Annotated in this window: 14 protein-coding genes and 1 pseudogene; 8 read left to right on the forward strand and 7 right to left on the reverse strand. The window is 72.2% G+C overall.

Features of this window, described 5'->3' with window-relative positions:
- Positions 1–175 precede the first annotated feature (175 nt).
- The 5 genes from poxB to ABD883_RS05955 all read right to left on the reverse strand — a co-directional run bounded on the left by poxB (position 176) and on the right by ABD883_RS05955 (position 5645).
- Positions 176–1891 carry a ubiquinone-dependent pyruvate dehydrogenase gene (gene poxB / locus ABD883_RS05935; protein WP_295689007.1) on the reverse strand — a complete coding sequence of 572 codons (1716 nt, stop codon included), beginning with the start codon at positions 1889–1891 and terminating at the stop codon, positions 176–178.
- A gap of 291 nt (positions 1892–2182) precedes the next feature.
- A complete protein-coding gene (locus ABD883_RS05940; protein WP_295689008.1) occupies positions 2183–3328 on the reverse strand; it encodes a ThiF family adenylyltransferase in 1146 nt (381 codons plus the stop codon).
- Positions 3325–3825: a molybdenum cofactor biosynthesis protein MoaE gene (locus ABD883_RS05945; RefSeq protein ID WP_345030674.1), complete on the reverse strand. Its 501-nt coding sequence runs from the start codon at positions 3823–3825 to the stop codon at positions 3325–3327. The genes ABD883_RS05940 and ABD883_RS05945 overlap by 4 nt, the downstream gene beginning before the upstream one ends.
- Positions 3822–4355, reverse strand: a complete 534-nt coding sequence (locus tag ABD883_RS05950) for a MogA/MoaB family molybdenum cofactor biosynthesis protein (protein ID WP_295689011.1) — start codon at positions 4353–4355, stop codon at positions 3822–3824. The genes ABD883_RS05945 and ABD883_RS05950 overlap by 4 nt, the downstream gene beginning before the upstream one ends.
- 45 nt (positions 4356–4400) lie before the next feature.
- Complete coding sequence (locus tag ABD883_RS05955) at positions 4401–5645, reverse strand: molybdopterin molybdotransferase MoeA (RefSeq protein WP_295689012.1); 1245 nt, start codon at positions 5643–5645, stop codon at positions 4401–4403.
- A gap of 169 nt (positions 5646–5814) precedes the next feature.
- Between ABD883_RS05955 and moaA the strand changes: the two genes are divergently transcribed.
- From moaA to ABD883_RS05975, 4 genes are read left to right on the forward strand one after another with little or no spacing between them, the layout of a single operon-like run.
- Entirely contained in the window at positions 5815–6945 is a 1131-nt protein-coding gene (moaA, locus tag ABD883_RS05960) for a GTP 3',8-cyclase MoaA (RefSeq protein ID WP_345030677.1), read from the forward strand.
- Position 6946: 1 nt separating this feature from the next.
- Positions 6947–7237 carry a MoaD/ThiS family protein gene (locus ABD883_RS05965; RefSeq protein WP_345030678.1) on the forward strand — a complete coding sequence of 97 codons (291 nt, stop codon included), beginning with the start codon at positions 6947–6949 and terminating at the stop codon, positions 7235–7237.
- A gap of 22 nt (positions 7238–7259) precedes the next feature.
- Complete coding sequence (gene mobA / locus ABD883_RS05970) at positions 7260–8210, forward strand: molybdenum cofactor guanylyltransferase (RefSeq protein ID WP_345030679.1); 951 nt, start codon at positions 7260–7262, stop codon at positions 8208–8210.
- A complete protein-coding gene (locus ABD883_RS05975) occupies positions 8207–9526 on the forward strand; it encodes a molybdopterin molybdotransferase MoeA (RefSeq protein WP_345030680.1) in 1320 nt (439 codons plus the stop codon). Before mobA ends, ABD883_RS05975 begins: the two co-directional genes overlap by 4 nt.
- A 63-nt stretch (positions 9527–9589) precedes the next feature.
- Here ABD883_RS05975 and ABD883_RS05980 read toward each other — a convergent pair whose 3' ends face one another.
- Positions 9590–11140 carry an acetolactate synthase large subunit gene (locus tag ABD883_RS05980; RefSeq protein ID WP_345030681.1) on the reverse strand — a complete coding sequence of 517 codons (1551 nt, stop codon included), beginning with the start codon at positions 11138–11140 and terminating at the stop codon, positions 9590–9592.
- A gap of 271 nt (positions 11141–11411) precedes the next feature.
- On the opposite strand from ABD883_RS05980, the gene ABD883_RS05985 reads away from it, so the two are divergent.
- The 3 genes from ABD883_RS05985 (at position 11412) to ABD883_RS05995 (ending at position 17115) form a co-directional block, all read left to right on the forward strand.
- Positions 11412–12737: a short-chain fatty acid transporter gene (locus ABD883_RS05985; protein ID WP_345030693.1), complete on the forward strand. Its 1326-nt coding sequence runs from the start codon at positions 11412–11414 to the stop codon at positions 12735–12737.
- Positions 12738–12819: 82 nt separating this feature from the next.
- On the forward strand, positions 12820–13521 hold the full coding sequence (locus tag ABD883_RS05990) for a Panacea domain-containing protein (RefSeq protein WP_345030682.1): 702 nt from the start codon (positions 12820–12822) through the stop codon (positions 13519–13521).
- A gap of 45 nt (positions 13522–13566) precedes the next feature.
- Positions 13567–17115 carry a DEAD/DEAH box helicase gene (locus ABD883_RS05995; protein WP_345030683.1) on the forward strand — a complete coding sequence of 1183 codons (3549 nt, stop codon included), beginning with the start codon at positions 13567–13569 and terminating at the stop codon, positions 17113–17115.
- Between the two features lie 26 nt (positions 17116–17141).
- Here the strand turns inward: ABD883_RS05995 and ABD883_RS06000 are convergent, their stop codons facing one another.
- A complete protein-coding gene (locus tag ABD883_RS06000; RefSeq protein ID WP_137318384.1) occupies positions 17142–17732 on the reverse strand; it encodes a helix-turn-helix domain-containing protein in 591 nt (196 codons plus the stop codon).
- A gap of 80 nt (positions 17733–17812) precedes the next feature.
- Between ABD883_RS06000 and ABD883_RS13770 the strand changes: the two are divergent.
- Positions 17813–17950, forward strand: a pseudogene (locus ABD883_RS13770) (IS5/IS1182 family transposase); the annotation flags it as partial.

Raw genomic sequence — 17950 nt, forward strand, 5'->3', positions numbered from 1 at the left:
GCGGTTACGGACGAGTATCCGCACTGGGGTGCCCCGGGAACCAACAGACCGCACTGGGGTGCCCCGGGAACCAACAGACCGCACAGGACCGCCCCGGGAACCAGCAGACCGCACTGGGGTGCACCGGGAGCGCCGGCTTCCAGTACCCCAGCGGCAGAGAGCCGGGCACGCGCCCTCAGAACAGCTGGCGGAGGTTCGCCTTGGCGAGGTCGATGAGCTCGTCGCCGCGGCCGCTCATCACGGTGCGGATCGCGTAGAGCGCGAAGCCCTTGGCCTGCTCCGCCGTCACGCTCGGCGGCATCGACAGCTCCTGCTGCTCGGTGACGACGTCGAGCAGGGCGGGTCCGTCGTGGGCGAGGAACTCCTCCACGGCTGCCGGCAGGTCCTGCGCCGATTCGACGCGGATCCCTCGGATCCCGACCGCCTCGGCGACGCGGGCGAAGTCCGGGTTCTTCAGGTCGGTGCCGAAGTTGACGTAGCCGGCGGCCTTCATCTCGAGCTCGACGAAGTTGAGCGAGGAGTTGTTGTACACCACGGTCTTCACCGGCAGCTCGTTCTGGGTCAGGGTGATGAGCTCGCCGAGGAGCATCGCGAGTCCCCCGTCGCCGGCGAGCGCGATGACCTGCCGGTCCCGGTCGGTGGCCTGGACGCCGATGGCCTGCGACACCGCGTTCGCCATCGACCCGTGGGTGAACGACCCGATGAGCCGGCGGCGCCCGTTCATCGTGAGGTAGCGGGCCGCCCACATCACCGGGGAGCCGACGTCGGGGAGGAACACCGCATCGTCTGCGGCCGCCTCGTCGATGAGCCGGGTGAGGTACTGCGGGTGGATAGTGCGCTTGGTCGGCCCGGCGAGCTCGTCGAGCTTCTTCCGGGTCTTCGCGTAGTGCTTGGTCATCGTGTCGAGGTGCTTGCTGCTCGTCTTGGCCGTGAGCCGGGGCAGCAGGGACTCGATGGTCTCGGAGACCCCGCCGACGAGCGGGATGTCGACCGGGGTGCGCCGCCCGATCTGCTCCCCGCGGATGTCGACCTGCACGACCGTGGCGTCGCCCGGATAGAACTGCGGGTAGGGCAGGTCGGCGCCGAGGACCAGCAGCGTCTCCGCCTCCATCATCGCGCGGTAGCCCGAGGCGAAGCCGAGCAGCCCGGTCATCCCGACGTCGAAGTGGTTGTCGTACTCGACGTGCTCCTTGCCGCGCAGGGCGTGGACGATCGGCGCCTGCAGGGTCTCCGCGATCGCCAGCAGCTCCGCGTGCGCCCCGGCGGTGCCGGCTCCGGCGAGGATCGTCACGCGCGAGCACGTGTTGAGTGCCTCGGCGGCGAAGTCGAGCTGCGACTCGGCAGGGATGACGCGGGAGGGGTGGGCGGTGATCACCTCGGGTTCGGCGTCGAGCTGCGCCTGCAGGACGTCCCCGGAGACCACGAGCACGGCGACACCGCGCTTCTCGAGCGCCTCGCGCATGGCGATGCGGAGCAGCCGGGGCATCTGGTCGGCCCGGGTGACGTGCTCGACGTAGACGCTGCACTCGCGGAACAGGTCCTGCGGGTGGGTCTCCTGGAAGTACCCGGTGCCGATCTCGGAGCTCGGGATGTGCGCGGCGATCGCGAGGACCGGCACGCGCGAGCGCTGGGCGTCGAACAGGCCGTTGATGAGGTGGAGGTTGCCCGGCCCGCAGCTGCCCGCGCATACCGCGAGCCCGCCGGTCATCGCCGCCTCGGCCGAGGCGGCGAAGGCGGCCGCCTCCTCGTGCCTGACGTGGACCCAGCCGAGGCGGGGGTGGGTGCGCAGGGCATCGGTGAAGGCGTTGAGGGAGTCCCCGGGGAGGCCGTAGACGCGTTCCACGCCGCTCTCGGACAGGGTTTCGACGATGTTCTCGGACACGGTGGCCATGACGCGATCCTTCCGTGCACCGCGGAGGCGGCTGACCGCCGGGCGGTGCGGTGTCGGGTGTGATGCTGCATGATCGAGTCTATGCCCGGTGGGCGGCGCCGGATCCAGGCGCCGGGGCCCGTGGGGTGCGGTGCGCGCGAGGTCCGGCGCGGTGTTCGGTAGTCGATCCAGTGCGGTTACTTCTCGGTATCCGCACTGGAGCGACCGTGGAAAGCGCGCCACCGCACTGAGGTGACCCCGGATCCTGCTGACCGCACTGAGGTGGCCTCGGACTCAGGAGTCGATCCGCAGTCAGGGGTCGATGCGCATCCCGGGTTCGATTCGGCGCGCCCAGGCCTCGATGCCGCCGGCGACGTCGTGAACGACGTACCCGCGGGCACTGAGCGCGGCGGCCGCGCGCGCGGACCGGGCACCGGAGCGGCAGTGGACGAACACCTCGGCCCCGCTGGGCGTCGGCAGGTCCTCCCCGGCGAGGATCCGGTCGAGCGGCACGAGGCGCGCGCCGGGGATCGCGGCCGCCGCGTGCTCGCCCGGTTCGCGCACGTCGAGGAGCGCGAAGTCGCGGGCCCCGGCATCCCGCTCCCCGAGTGCTGCGGCGAGCTGCTCGACGGTGACGCGAGAGCGAATCCCGGCGCCGACCTCGGCCGCGGTAGCGGGCCGGCGGACGTCGGGGTTCGCGGCGAGCGGCACGGACTCCCAGGTGCCGGTGCGCATGTCGTGGACGAGGACGGTGCCGATGAGCGGCGTGCCGTAGCCGAGGACGAGCTTGATCACCTCGGCGGCCATCGCGACGCCGAGAGCGCCGGGCACCACGCCGAGCACGCCGCCCTCCGCGCAGGACGGCACGCTGCCCGGCGCGGGGACGTCGGGGTAGAGGTCGCGGTAGACGGGGCCGCGTCGGGCGTCGAACACGCTGAGCTGCCCGCCCGCGCCGAGCACCGCGCCCCACACGTGCGGGATCCCGAGGACGGTGCAGGCGTCGGACACGAGGTAGCGGGTCTCGAAGTTGTCGGAGCCGTCGAGCACGATGTCGTAGCCGTCCAGCACGTCGAGCACGGTGTCCCGGCTCAGGCGCTCACGGTGGGTGGCGACGGTGATCTCGGGGTTGAGAGCGGTGAGCGCGCGGGCGGCGGAATCGACCTTGGGCCGGCCGATGTCGGCGGTGCGGTGGATGATCTGCCGGTGGAGGTTGCTCAGGTCGACGGTGTCGTCGTCGACGATGCCGAGCGTGCCGATCCCCGCGCCGGCGAGGTAGAGGGCCGCAGGGGCACCGAGGCCGCCTGCCCCGATGCACAGGACGCGGGCGGCCCTCAGGCGCTCCTGGCCATCGGGCCCGACGCCGGGGACGGTGATCTGCCGGTCGTAGCGCCCGGGGCCGGCTGCTGGGCCGGGGCTCGGGTGCTCGTGCGGGCCGGCCGCTGACCCGGGGTCGGTCATGCGAGGCCGACCCACGAGTGGTCGCCGCCGGCGTAGTCCTGGCGCTTCCAGATCGGCACCTCGGCCTTGATCGCGTCGACGAGGGCGGCGCAGCACGCGAAGGCCTCCGTCCGGTGCGCCGAGGCCACGGCGACGACGAGCGCGTCCTCACCGACGTGCAGCGGACCGATCCGGTGTGCGGCGTCGACGCGCACCCCGGGATGCTCCGTAGCGACACGGGCGACGACCTCGGCGATGATCGCTGCGGCGTCCGGATGGGCCGTGTAGTCGAGGGCGACGACGTCGGTGCGGCCCTCGTCGTGGTTGCGGATGACACCGGAGAACACGACGGCGGCACCCGTCTCCGCGGTCGTCACCGCAGCTTGCGCCGCACGCGGGTCGAGGGGATCGGTGGTGATGCGGGCGGCGACGTACGGGGCCGGGGTGTTCTCGCACTGCCGCGCACCGGACCTGCTGGGGTGCGTCTGCTCGTCGGGCGAGCCCGGCCGGCCGGTCACGGCCGGCCCCCGTGGTCGCGGATGCCCTCGAGCTGGGCCTGGAGGTGGGACAGCAGCCCGTCGAGCACGGCGATGCCGTCGTGGACCCCGCCCGGGGATCCGGGGAGGGTGACGATGAAGGTCCGGCCCCGCACCCCGGCGACACCGCGGCTGAGCACGGCCGTCGGCACGCTCTCCATCCCGGCGCTCCACAGGGCGTGCATGATGCCGGGCATCGGGCGATCGAGGAAGGGCTCGACGAGCTCCGGGGTCCGGTCGCTCGGGTTGATCCCGGTGCCGCCGGTGGTGACGAGGATGCGCGGGAGGTCGACGGGCGGGCGGTCCTCGAGGAGGGTGCGGAGCGCCTCGGCCACGGGTTCCCCGTCGGCGACGACGAGCGGTGCTGGGCAGTCGTAGCCGCGTCCGGTCAGCCAGTCGACGAGGAGCGGGCCGGTCCGGTCCTCCGCCTGCCCCGCGGCGGCGGACGTCGAGGCGACGACGACGGCCGCCGAGCGCCCCGCCCCGAAGCGCGGATCAGTCGAGGTGTGCACCCGTACTCCTGTTCGATGTGCTCATGATCCCCATCGTAGGCGCCATCACAGGTCGACGACCTGGACCGCGGTGCCGGCGGGCAGCGGCTCGGGACCGGGCGGGACGAGGACGAGCACCTCGGCGCGGGCGGCCTCGGCGAGCAGGTGGGAGCTCGTGCCGGGCAGCACGTCGACGCGGTCCGGCGCCGCAGGCACGCGGGTGCCGCGGCGGATCTGCGTCTTGGCCGCGAGCGGGGTCACCGTGGTCTCCAGCCGGGCCTGCCGGGCGGTCGGCCCGGTGGTGCCCCACACCTCGGCGAGGGCGGGTCCGAGGAGCAGCACGGCGCTCACCCAGGTGCTCACCGGATTGCCGGGCAGGCACACGATCGGGATGCCGCCGCGCAGCACGCCGAGGCCCTGCGGCCCGCCCGGCTGCATGGCGACGGATCCGAACCGCACGGCCGGCTCCGCGGCGAGCGCGCTGCGCACCACCTCGAACCGGCCGGCGCTGATCCCGCCGGAGGTGACGACGAGATCGGGGTCGTGGGCGGCGATGTCGGCGTGCAGGGAGCCGGCGAAGACGTCCGGTGAGTCCGCGACGAGGCGGGTGGCGCAGACCTCCGCGCCGCACCCGGTGAGGACGGCGTGGAGCAGCGCGGTGTTCGCGTCGTAGATCCGGCCCTCCGGCAGCGGCTGCCCGGGCAGGACGACCTCGTCGCCGCCGGTGCACACGAGCACCCGCGGCCGGGCGCGGACGGTGACGTCGGTGCGGCCGAGCGCGGCGAGGAGGCCGAGCGCCGCCGGGCCCAGCCGGGTGCCGGCGGTGAGCACGGTGTCCCCGACGGCGACGTCGCTGCCCGCCGGGCGGACGAACCGGCCCGGCGCCGAGGCGGGCAGCACGACCTCGGCGACGTCGAAGCAGCCGTCCCGGGTGTCCTCGACGGGGACGACGGTGTCCGCCCCGGCCGGCACCGGTGCCCCGGTCATGATCGGCGCGGCGGTGCCGGGGGCGAGCGGCGCGGGGACGAGGCCCGCGGCGATCGTCGCGGCGGCCGGGAGGCGGCCCGGGGTGTCTGCAGAGGCGGCGGCGAACCCATCCATCTGGGAGTTGTCGAACGGCGGCAGGGCGATCCCGGCGACCGCGTCCCGGGCCAGGCTGCGGTGCAGGGCGGCCGTGAGCGGCACCGTCTCCGTGCGCGGGGTGCGGGCGGCGAGTGCGGTGCGGACCGCTTCGCGGTGGGCGGTGAGACCGCGCGGGGAGTCCCAGGCGTCGTTCGGATCGTGTGCGCTCTCCGGGGGCGTCTGCTGCATGCCGTCCAGACTAGTGGTGATGGCGGACGGGACGAGATCCTCGGACAACACATCGGGCCAGCACGCTGCCGGCGGGGGTGCCGACGAGAGTTCGGATACCGGCGGTCGCTTCGGTGCCATGGCCCGAGGCCCCCTGCGCTTCCGCCGCGCCCTCTGTAGACTCGCTGACATGTCGGTTCGGCTGGGAACTCCGCGTCTGCGCACTCGGGACGAGAGTCCTGAGCATGCCGCGCGCCTGGTCTCCGAGCAGCTCGCCCGGCGCGCCGGAGCCGCCCCGGAATCCGGTCCGCTGCGCGACAGCTTCGGGCGCTCGGGCGAGGACCTGCGAATCTCGCTCACCGACAAGTGCAATCTGCGCTGCACGTACTGCATGCCGGCCGAGGGCATGCAGTGGATGCCGCAGTCCGCCCTCCTCTCCCCCGAGGAGATCGTCCGGCTCGTGACGATCGGCGTCCGCGACCTCGGCGTCCGCGAGCTGCGCCTCACCGGTGGGGAGCCGCTCATCCGCCGCGATCTCGAGGAGATCATCGGGCTCGTCAACGCCCGCCACCGCGCACTCCCGGTGTCGATCACGACGAACGGGATCGGCCTGGCCGACCGCGCAGCAGGCCTCGCCGCCGCCGGGCTGCGCCGCATCAACGTCTCGCTCGACACGATCGACGCGGAGACCTACCGGCAGCTCGCCCGCCGCGACCGCCTGCAGCAGGTCCTCGACGGGATCTCCGCGGCCGTCGCCGCCGGCCTGACCCCGGTGAAGATCAACGCCGTGCTCATGCGCGGGGTCAACGACGGCCAGGCCGCCGACCTCCTCGACTTCGCGCTCGCCCACGACCTCGAGCTCCGCTTCATCGAGCAGATGCCGCTCGACGGCGACCACGGGTGGACGCGGGAGGCGATGGTCACCGCCGCCGAGGTGCGCGCCGCCTTGGCCGCCCGGTACCGACTCGAACCCGACGAGGAGCCGCGCGGCGGTGCTCCGGCCGAACGGTTCGTCGTGCGCGCACCGGACGGCGAGCGGCTGGGCCGGGTGGGGATCATCGCCTCGGTCACGGAACCGTTCTGCGGGGCGTGCACCCGCACCCGGATCACCGCGGAGGGCACCATCCGCTCCTGCCTGTTCTCGCACGAGGAGTTCGACCTGCGCTCGTTGCTGCGCGCGGGCCGGACGGATGCGGAGATCGGCCGCGCCTGGCGGCAGGCGATGTGGCTCAAGCCCCGCGCCCACGGCATGGACCACGCCGGCCTCGACAGCGAGGACTACGTCCAGCCCGAGCGCTCGATGAGCGAGATCGGGGGCTGAGATGACCGCTGAGACGATCACCGTCCGCTACTTCGCCGCGGCCCGCGCGGCCGCCGCCTGCACGCAGGAGGAGCTCGCTCTCGAGGAGCTGTCCGCTGCCGTGCCGCTCGACCGGGACGCGTTCGTCCGCGTGCTCGCCGAGCGTCATCCCACCCCGCCGGACGGTGAGCCGGCGCTCGGCGATGTCCTCGCCCAGAGCAGCCTGCTCGTCAGCGGGGTCGCGATGCGCCCGGGCCACACCGTGAGCGCCGGCGACACCGTGGATGTGCTCCCGCCGTTCTCCGGCGGGTGAGGCCGCGGTGGGAGGAGCCGCTATGGCCGCGCTGGTGCTGGCCGGGGGCCGGTCGCGCCGACTGGGCGGGATACCGAAATACCACCTGCGGGTGGGGGATCCGGCTGCGGCCGCCCCCGCGCCCTGCGGACCAGCGACGGCGCTACCGGCATCGACGACGCTGCTCGGAGTGACGATCGCGGCTCTGCTCGACGCCGGGGTAGAAGCCCGGCGGATCGTCGTCGCGGGCCCCGCGGACGCGCTCGCCGGTTCCGGGTTCGAGGGCTCTGGAATCCGCGTCGTCCGCGAGGACCCGCCGTTCGCAGGGCCGGTCGCCGGGATGGCCGCCGGCGTCGAGGAGCTCACCGGGGACGCGGCGCGGGCCGAGGATGCTGCGCCCGCCGGTCTCGTGCTCACTCTCGCCTGCGACATGCCGGGCGTGGGGGCGGGCATCCGCACGCTCATGGACGCGGCGAGCGCGGGCAGCGGCAGGTCTGTGCACGCTGACAGCGGCGAGGGCAGTCGACTGCGGGGCGGGGCCTCGTCCTCGCCGGGCGGCACCCGTTCCTCCCCGACCGGCGCCCTTTCTTCGACGGACGGCGCCCACTCGCCCGACGCCTGGGTGGGGGTGAGTCGTGGCGCCGCGGACGGCGGCGACGATCAGGTGCAGCACCTCCTCGCCCTCCATCGCGTTGGACCGCTCCGCGCGGCCCTGGCCGCTCAGGACACCGCCGGCATGTCCGTCCGCCGGCTCCTCGCCGGACTCGAGATCGCCCGTGTCGACCTGCCGGCCGGGAGCGCCGACGACGTCGACACCTGGGACGACGCCCAGCGGTTCGGGCTGGGCGCTCCCCCGGTACGCCGGGAGGACGCGGTTCCTCACTCGCCGGCCGAGAGCCGTGCTTCTGCCGGGCACCGGGCTTCTGCAGTGCAGCGAATCTCCGCAGAGCCCCAGGACACCGTCGGGGAACCGGCCGGGGAGGAACGCCGATGACCGCCGCTCCGCGCTGGGACGAGGCGATGTGCCTGGCCGCCGGGATCGCTCCGCTCATGCCCGCCGTCGACCGGCCGCTCGCCGACTGCGCGGGCGCCGTGCTCGCCCATGATGTCCATGCCCCGATGCCGATCCCGCACTTCGACTCCTCGGCGATGGACGGCTTCGCTGTCGCCGGCCCCCCACCGTGGATCCTCGAGGACGGGTGCCCCGCGCTCGCCGGGTCGGCCGGCGCGACGCTCCTGCCGGGCCGGGCTCGGCGCGTGTTCACCGGATCCCCGGTGCCTGCGGGCGCCTCGGGCATCATCCGCCGGGAGTACTCCGCGGTGACGCACGACGGCCCTCCGGCGTCCGGGTCGGGGCACGCCCGCCTCGACCTCGCGCCCGGCAGCCCGGTCTCCGAGCTCGAGCCCGGTCGGCACATCCGCCGCGCGGGCCGGGAATCGGCCGCCGGGGAGGTGCTCGTGCCCGGCGGCACCGTGCTCTCGCCGGCCCATATCGCCTACGCGGCGGTCGCCGGCCTCGACGTCCTGCCGGTGCGCCGCCGGCCGCGGGTCGCGCTCATCCAGACCGGGGACGAGGTGCGCGCCACCGGGCTGCCGGCCGTCGGCGAGGTGCGCGATGCCTTCGGCCCCCAGCTGCCGGCCTACCTCCACCTGCTCGGTGCGGACGTCGTATCCCAGGTGCGGATCGGCGACGATCCGGCGGAGACGCGGCGCGCCCTCGAATCGGCGCTCGGCGGACCGGGCGCGGGAGCCGACGACGACGCAGATGCCGAGGAAGTCGCACCGGCCGCGGACCTCGTGCTCACCACCGGCGCCACCGGCCGTTCGGCGGCAGATCATGTGCGACGCGTCGTCGAGGACATGGCCCAGGAGGTCGTGTTCGAGGAGCTCGACATGCGCCCGGGCCACCCGACGATGTGCACCCGTCTGCCCGGCGCGGCGACCTGGCACGTCGGCCTGCCCGGCAATCCGCTCGCCGCGATGGTGGCGATGCGCGTCGTCGTCGAGCCGTTCCTCCGCGCTGCCCTCGGTCTGCCACCGGCTCCCGTGGCCCGGGTGCAGCTGGCCGCAGGGGCACCGGCGGCGACGGTCGAGCGCCTGACCCCGGCCCGCCGGATCACCGCAGGGGCGGGAACAGTGGAGGCGCGCACCGACGGTGCGGAGCAGCAGTGGAAGCTGTGCGACCGGACCGGGTCGAACATGCTCCGCGGGCTGTCGCAGGCCGACGGCCTCGTCGTCCTGCCGCCTCGGGCGGTGGAGCCCGGCCGGCAGGTCGACTGCCTCGAACTGCCGTGGACGGCGCGGAGCTGATCCGAGTTCGCGCCGGGCGGCCGCTCGCACTCCCGCTCGACTCGGTCATGCCCCGCTGTCAGGTCAGAGGACGACCTCGATGAGGTGAGGTCCGTCGGCGGCGAGTGCGCCGTCGAAGGTGCGGGCGAGGTCCTCGATCGACTCCACGCGCGTGGCCGGCACACCCATGCTCTGCGAGAGCGCGACGAAGTCGATGACCGGGTCGTGGAGGTCGAGCAGCGAGCTCGCCTTGACGCCGAAGTCGTGGACGCCGACGTTGTGCATCTCGTCGCGGAGGATCTGGTACTTCCGGTTGGCGAAGACGACCGTGACGATGTCGAGGCCTTCGCGCGCCATCGTCCACAGGGCCTGCGGCATGTACATCGCCGAGCCGTCGGACTCGAGCGCGATGACCTTGCGGTCCGGGCAGGCGACGGCCGCGCCCAGCGACACCGGCAGGGACCAGCCGATGGCACCGCCGGTGGGCGAGAAGTAGTCGTGCGGACGCGAACCGGTGGTCTGCCGGTAGAAGTCCCGGCCGGTGGTGATCGACTCGTCGAGGACGATGCCGTTCTCCGGGATCGCCTGGCCCAGCCAGGCGGCGAGCTTCTCGAGGGTGATGGAGCCCGACGGCAGCCCGGGCAGATCGAGCTCGACGGCCGGGGCCGGCGCCGGGGCGTCGCCGATGACCGCGGAGCGGAGCGCCTCGAGCGCGGCGAGGGAGTCGGATTCCGGCTTGGCCACCTGGTGGAAGGTGGTGCCCGGGGCGGTGAGGACGCTCGCCTTGTCCGGGTAGGCGAAGAACGCGACCGGCGGCTGGGTGTCGATGAGGATGATCGCGTCGAAGTCCTTGAGCAGCGCCTGCGCCGGCTCGACGGGGTAGGGGATGCGGATGGCTGCGTGCCGCCCGGCCCCACGCTCGGTGCGCGGGGAGAAGGTGTCGACGAGCAGCGTGGCCCCGGTCGCCTCGGCGATCTGCGCGGCCACGGCGAACCGGTCTGCCCGGGCGGAGCGGCCGCCGAACAGGAATGCGGTGCGCTTCCCGTTCTCCTTGAGCGTTCGGGCGGCGGCGTCGATGACGCCGGGCTGCTGCTCGACCTCGGGCAGGCGCGCGGCGGTGGGAGGAGAGGTGTAGCGGTCCGCCTCGTTCCAGGCGGTGTCCGCCGGCAGGATGAGCGAGGCGATGCGGCCGGACAGGCTCGCGCCGATCGCGTCCGCGGCGTCCTGGGCGATGGTGTTCGGCGACGGCGAGGTGCGGACCCAGTCGCTGAACGGGCGGGCGGTGCCCTCGATGTCCGAGGTCAGCGGCGCGTTGAGCTCACGGTGGTAGGTGGCGTGGTCGCCGATGATGTTGACCATCGGAGTGCGGGCGCGGCGGGCGTTGTGGATGCTCGACAGGCCGTTGGCCATGCCGGGGCCGAGGTGGAGCAGGGTGGCGGCGGGCCGGTCGGTCATCCGGCCGTAGCCGTCGGCCGCACCGGTGACGGCGCCCTCGAACAGGCCCAGGATCCCGCGGACCCCGGGGTTGCGGTCGAGCGCTGCGACGAAGTGCATCTCCGAGGTCCCTGGGTTGGCGAAGCACACCTCTACCCCGTTGTGCTCGAGCGTCTGCAGCAGGCTTTCGGCTCCGTTCACGGATGCCTCCTCACGTCGTTGTGGCGAACTGTCCTCGATCTGCTCCCACTCTATGCCAGGGAACGGACACGGGGCATGCCTGCATCCATTAGGGTGGACGCCGAAACCGGAAACCCCGGCATGACTGCACTCTTCAAGGACGAAGGACGCACCGATGAGCGACTCGCAGCATTCCCCCGACTCCGCCCGTCCCGCCGGTGCCGCGGGCACCGCCGACCCGAACCGCCGAGGCCCGGATGACACCGGCGGCGGCAACCGCAGCGGCGGCCTCATGCGCCCGTTCAACAACTTCCTCGAACGCTGGGTCCCGTCCGCGCTCGTCTTCGCGATCATCCTCACCCTCGTCGTCGCGCTCCTCGCCTTCCTCCTCACCGATTCCGGACCCGTCGACGTCATCACCGGCTGGGGCGAGGGGCTGGCCGGGCTGCTCGCGTTCATGACGCAGATGTCGCTCATCCTGCTCTTCGGCCACATGCTCGCGAACACCGGACCGGTGCGGAAGCTGCTCGTCGCGCTGGCCCGCGTGCCGCGCTCAGCGGTCTTCGCCTACGTCTTCGTGTTCGTCATCGCGTCCCTCGCGAGTCTCATCACCTGGGGTCTCGGGCTCGTCGTCGGCGCGCTGCTCGCCCGCGAGATCGCGGTGCAGGCCCGGACCCGCGGGCTGCGCGTGCACTTCCCGCTCCTCGTCGCCGCCGGATACTCCGGCATGGTCGTCTGGCACATGGGCTACTCGGGGTCCGGCCCGCTCACCGCGGCCACCGAGGACTCCTTCCTCGCCGAGTCGCTCGGCGGACAGCTGATCCCGGTCTCGGAGACGATCTTCTCCACCTGGAACATGCTCGCCGCTCTCGCCGTCATCGTGGTGTGCGGCGCCCTGTTCGCACTCATCGCACCCAAGAAGGACGCGCCGGTCGTCGGTCTGCCGGAGCACGTGGGCTCCGAGGAGTTCGACCCCGCCGAGGAGGAGGCCGTCACCCCGGCGGACCGGATCGACAACTCCCGGATCCTCACCCTGGTGGTGGGCCTGGCGCTCGTCGCCTACCTCGCAGTCCACTTCGCCCAGGGCGGCTCGCTCACCCTCGACATCGTCAACTGGTCGTTCCTCGCCCTCATCCTCCTGCTCGTCCGCAACCCGTTCGAGATCATCCACCTGACCAAGCAGGCGGCGGCGAACGTCGGCGAGATCCTCCTCCAGTTCCCGCTCTACGCCGGGATCCTCGGCATCATGACCGCCTCCGGTCTCATCGAGGTGTTCTCCACCGCGCTCGTGCAGATCGCGAATCCGACGACCTTCGGCATGCTCGCCTTCTTCGCCGCCGGCCTCGTCAACTTCTTCGTCCCCTCCGGCGGCGGTCAGTTCGCCGTGCAGGGGCCGATCATGCTCGACGCCGCGGCCCAGCTCCAGGTCGATCCCGCGATCGCGATCATGGCGGTGTCCTACGGCGACCAGTGGACGAACATGATCCAGCCGTTCTGGGCGCTCCCGGTCCTCGCGATCGCCGGCCTCAAGATGCGCGACATCATCGGCTACACCACGGTGACGCTGCTGGGCTCCGGCGTGGTCCTCACGGCGGCGCTCCTGCTCGTGTCGCTCTGACCCGCGGCGTCTCGCGCGACCGGGTCCGCTGAATTCCGGAGGACCGCTGAGGCCCGTTCCGCGCTGCGGTACGCTCGGCGGCGTGTCCATCACCACTGCCCCGGCCGTCCTCGCCCACATCAAGTCCGTGCACCCGGGCATCGACAAGACGAGGGCGGTCCTCCTCGTCCACTACGCCCAGGCATGGGCTCTGGCCTGGCGCGGGGAACCCCTGTTCGACGAGCCGGTCGAGGCCTGGGAGCACGGTCCCGCCGTGCCCGCCGCGCACCATGCCTTCTCCACCACCCTGCCGCGGAGGATCAGGCTCACCGGGCCGGATGCCGAGGACCGGCGGCGCGAGATCGAGGCCGTCGTCGCCCATTACGGCGACATGACGGCCAGCGCGCTCGTCGCGCTCGCGAAATCCGAGTCCCCGTGGGCCGAGGCGGCGGCCGCCGGGGTGCCCGCGTTCGCCTCGGGTCCGGAGATCCCCCTCGCCGCGATCCGCGACTTCCACGCCGCGCGCATCACCGATGCCGATTCGCCGCAGCGACCCGGGCCCGAGGCGGCCGCAGCCGAGGAGGAGAAGCGCCGGGCCCGCGCCCTGCGGGAGCAGCTCACCGCGCGATTCGAGACCGGGCTGCCGCTGCGTCCCTCCTCTCCCGGTGCCCCCGGCGCATCTGGTGCTTCCGATCCCCATGGCGCGTCCGATCCCCGCAGCAGGTCAGAGGCGCCCGGCCCACCTGAGCCGTCCGGTGGATCTGATGCGCACAGCTCGGTTATCCACAGGCCTGACCAGGGATGATGCAATCCGGCTGTCCGTGTCCGCGGCTCGTGCAACGATGAGAGCGTGAACTCGCCCCCCGTCCCTCCCCACGTGCATCCGGCCGACATCGTCGCGCTCTTCGGCACGGACACCGCCGCGCGGGGCAAGGAGTACTCGCTCCAGAATCGGGTGGAGGACGCGGACTGGGGCCCGGAGGAGGACACGGTCGTCGGGTCCGTGCACGGGAACTCCGACCTGCCGTACGAGGTCCTCATCCACCTGCGCGAGATCGACCGCGACCGCCGCATCACCCACTACCGGCCGGTCGCCTCGCGCTGCACCTGCCCGGTCGGCATCGCCTGCAAGCACGGTGCGGCGCTGCTGTACACGCTCTCGCAGATCGCGCTGCAGATGGCGGCGTCGGCGATCTCGGTGCCGGTCGGACCGAAGGCGCCGGAGTGGAAGACCGTCCTCGAGCGGTTCCACTACTCCGCCGTCGAACAGGCTCCCGTCCTGCCGCTCGGGATCGGTTTCGACCTCCTCGTCGACGAGCCCCAGTCCTGGTACGCCCCGCGAGAGCTGCGCCAGGCCACGCTCGCCGACTACCAGGACGGGTCCCGCCTGCTGCTTGTCATGCGCCCGCTTACCAAGGGCAAGCGGGGCACGTGGATCAAGGGCGGGCTGCAGTGGCGCACGCTCGGCCAGCCGATGGTGCAGAAGAACTACGACGCCCAGCAGGCCGACCTCATGGCGCAGTTCCACACGCAATTCACCGCCCGCAGCATCGGCTTCGACACCGGCGGCCCGGACATCCGGCTCAAGAGCTTCTCGAGTACGTTCCTGTGGCACCTGTTCACGCGGGCACAGGAGCTCGGGATCGAGTTCGTCGGCCAGGGCATCGTCGGCCAGGTGCGCATCGGCGAGCGCGCGACGGTGACGCTCACCCTCGCCAAGGACTCAGGCGACCTCCACGTCGTGCCCACGGTCGCCGTCGACGGTCGCACGGTCCCGGTCACCGACACGCACCCCCCGCTGCCGGTCGGCAACGTCGGCTTCGCGCTCACCTCCCTCGACACCTCGGGCCGCCTGCCGCACGTCGACATCGCACTCGCCCCGACGGACAAGCCCCTCGCCCCGCCCGTCCGGGAGCTGTTCGGACGCCAGGATCCGCTTGTCGTGCCGCCGGAGGACATCGCGGAGTTCTACGAGCAGACCGTCCCCGTCGTCCGCTCGGTGATCCCCATCGACGCCGCCGACGACTCGATCGAGGTGCCCCGCTACCGGCCGCCCCAGCTCCACCTCCATGCCGAGTTCGAGGCCGGCGACCGGGTGGTCCTCAGCTGGGACTGGGAGTACCACGACCCCGACCGCACCCTCGATCTCATCGACTTCTACGAGTTCAGCTCCCGCGGAGCGCGCACCGGTCGCCGCGACCGGGAGTTCGAGGCCGCGACCCTGCGCCAGGTGCGGGAGGTCTGGCCGGATGCCGCGCGCTGGAGCTCGACCGAGCTCACCGGCATCGACACCGCGCAGTTCAGCGAGCAGATCCTGCCCCGCATCGAGGAGCTCGAGACCGTCCGCGTCGAGGTCTCCGGCGACCGGCCGGACTACACCGAGCTCACCGGCGCCCCGCACGTGCGGATCACCACTGCTGAATCGACGCGCACGGACTGGTTCGACCTCGGCATCCTCGTCACCATCGACGGCAAGCAGATCCCTTTCGGCCGGCTGTTCGAGGCGCTCGCCGGCGGCGCGAAGACGCTGCTGCTGCCCGACGGCTCCTTCTTCTCCCTCGACCGGCCGGAGTTCGACCCTCTGCGCGAGGTGCTCGCCCAGGCCGACGCCCTGCCGGAATGGGATCCGGAGCAGCCGCGCATCACCCGCTACCAGGCGGGTCTGTACGCGGAGTTCGAGGACATCGCCGACGAGGTCGATGCGGCGATGGCGTGGCGGGATGCCGTCACCGGCCTCATGGACGTGGACACCGTGCCCGAGGTGCCCGTCCCCGCCGCCGTCCGCGCCGAGCTCCGCGCCTACCAGGTGACCGGATTCCGCTGGCTCGCGTTCCTCCACCGGCACCGCCTGGGCGGGATCCTCGCCGACGACATGGGCCTGGGCAAGACCCTGCAGACCCTCGCCTTCATCGCCCACGCTCGCGGATTCGGCGGCGACGCGCACCTGCGCGCCCTGCCGACCGGGGGATCGGCCGGGGGATCGGACGGAGCAGAGCTCCTCGCCAGGTCCGCTGACGCATCCCACGAGCCGGACGACGGCGCGCTCTCCGGGGAGATCGTCCTCCCCGGCGGGCGGCAGGCAGGCGCGTCGGGCGGGACAGCGCTGGACGGTTCGGTGCTGAGCGAGACGGCGCTGAGCGGGGAGCTCGTCGGCGATGCACCGTTCCTCGTCGTCGCGCCCACCTCGGTGGTGTCGACGTGGAAGGCGGAGGCGGAGCGGTTCGTCCCCGACCTCGATGTCCGGGTGCTCCGCGCGACGTCGAAGAAGCGGAAGACGACGATCGCGCAGGAGGTCGGCGGCGCGGACCTCGTCATCACTTCGTACGCGATCCTGCGGATCGACGGACAGGAGTTCGCCGAGCTGCCGTGGGCGGGCCTGATCCTCGACGAGGCGCAGTTCGTCAAGAACCGGTCCTCGCGGGTGCACCAGGCGGCGAAGAACGTCCCGGCGCCGTTCCGGCTCGCGATCACCGGCACCCCGATGGAGAACTCGCTGGCGGACCTGTGGTCGCTGCTCGCGATCGCCGCCCCCGGTCTGTTCCCGTCCTTCGCGCGCTTCAACGCGGAGTACATCAAACCGATCGATTCCGGCAATGCGCCCGGGCGGATGGTGCAGCTGCGCAAGCGGATCCGGCCGTTCATGCTGCGCCGGACCAAGGAGCTCGTCGCCTCCGATCTGCCGGAGAAGCAGGAGTACACCACCGTCGTCGAGCTCGCCCCCAAGCATCGGAAGCTCTACAACACCGTGCTCCAGCGCGAGCGCAAGAAGCTCCTCGGCCTCATCAAGGACATGGACCGCAACCGCTTCATCGTGTTCCGCTCGCTCACGCTGCTGCGCATGCTCGCGCTCGACCCGGCGATCGTCGATGCCGAGGAGTACGGCGACATCCCCTCGAGCAAGCTCGACGGCCTGCTCGACAACCTCGGCGAGGTCGTAGCGGAGGGCCACCGGGTCATCGTGTTCAGCCAGTTCACCTCGTTCCTCGCCCGCGTCGCGGCGCGCCTCGACGAAGCCGGGATCGACCACGCCTACCTCGACGGCGCGACCCGGGACCGCGACGGAGCGATCTCCGGCTTCAAGGAGGGATCGGCGCCGGTGTTCCTCATCAGTCTCAAGGCCGGCGGCTTCGGGCTCACCCTCACCGAGGCCGACTACGTGTTCCTCCTCGACCCCTGGTGGAATCCGGCCGCGGAGGCCCAGGCAATCGACCGCACGCACCGGATCGGACAAACGAAGAACGTCATGGTGTACCGGATGGTCTCGGAGAACACCATCGAGGAGAAGGTGCTCGCCCTGCAGCGCAAGAAGGCCGAGCTCTTCACCGCGCTCATGGACAACGGTTCGGCCTTCAGCGAGGCGCTCACCGCCGACGACGTCCGCGACCTGCTCGACGGGTGAGGCCGGGCGGGTCGTGCGGGGCATGGTCACCGGGTCGGTGACGTCCCCGCCCCGAGGGCCAGGACGATGTCGGCGATGGTCAGCGGGTCGGTGAGCGGCGTACCGAGAATCGGCTCGAGCTTGTTCAAGCGATACCGCACGGTGTTCTCGTGCACCATGAGCCGAGCCGCGGCCCGTGGAACATGCGCGCCCTCCTCGATGTAGGCGACGAGAGTCTCCCACGCCGCTGGATCCGCGGCGAGTCGATCCCGGAAGCGGGAGATCACCGAGTGGTCGTACTGGGTGTTGAGTCGGGCCGCCGCCCATTGATGCGGCTTGAGTTCGTCGACGCGGACGATACGGATCCCGCTGCCATCGGCTGCCGCGATGCTGCGAGCGACATCCGCCGACCGCAGCAGCTCGGGAATCCGGCTCAGCACCACGAACGGCTCGGACACACCGATCTCGGCACTGCCCCCATCGACGATGAATCGCTCCGCTGCGGTATCTGCCGGGACCAGCACGGTGTACTCGGTGCGCAGGCGGGAACGGCCTGTCTCGACCACTAGGGCGTGTCTGACAATGATGTGGTTCGCTGGCTGAGAGCCTGGGAGCATGTCGAGATTCCAACTGCTCACGGATGCTCAATGGTCGCTGATCGCTGACTTGCTGCCTGCTCCGACCGGCCGCAGGGGCCGGCCCTTCGCTGATGCCCGCCAGATGGNGCGACGGCACCTGGGACACCGCGCTGGCCCGCTTGACCGCTCACGCTGACGCTGCCGGCCAGCTCGACTGGTCGCTGTCGGTGGACTCCACGATCGCGCGTGCTCATCAACACGCAACGAACATCACGCGC

It is taken from the genome of Brevibacterium pityocampae, assembly GCF_039541555.1.
GTDB lineage: Bacteria > Actinomycetota > Actinomycetes > Actinomycetales > Brevibacteriaceae > Brevibacterium > Brevibacterium pityocampae.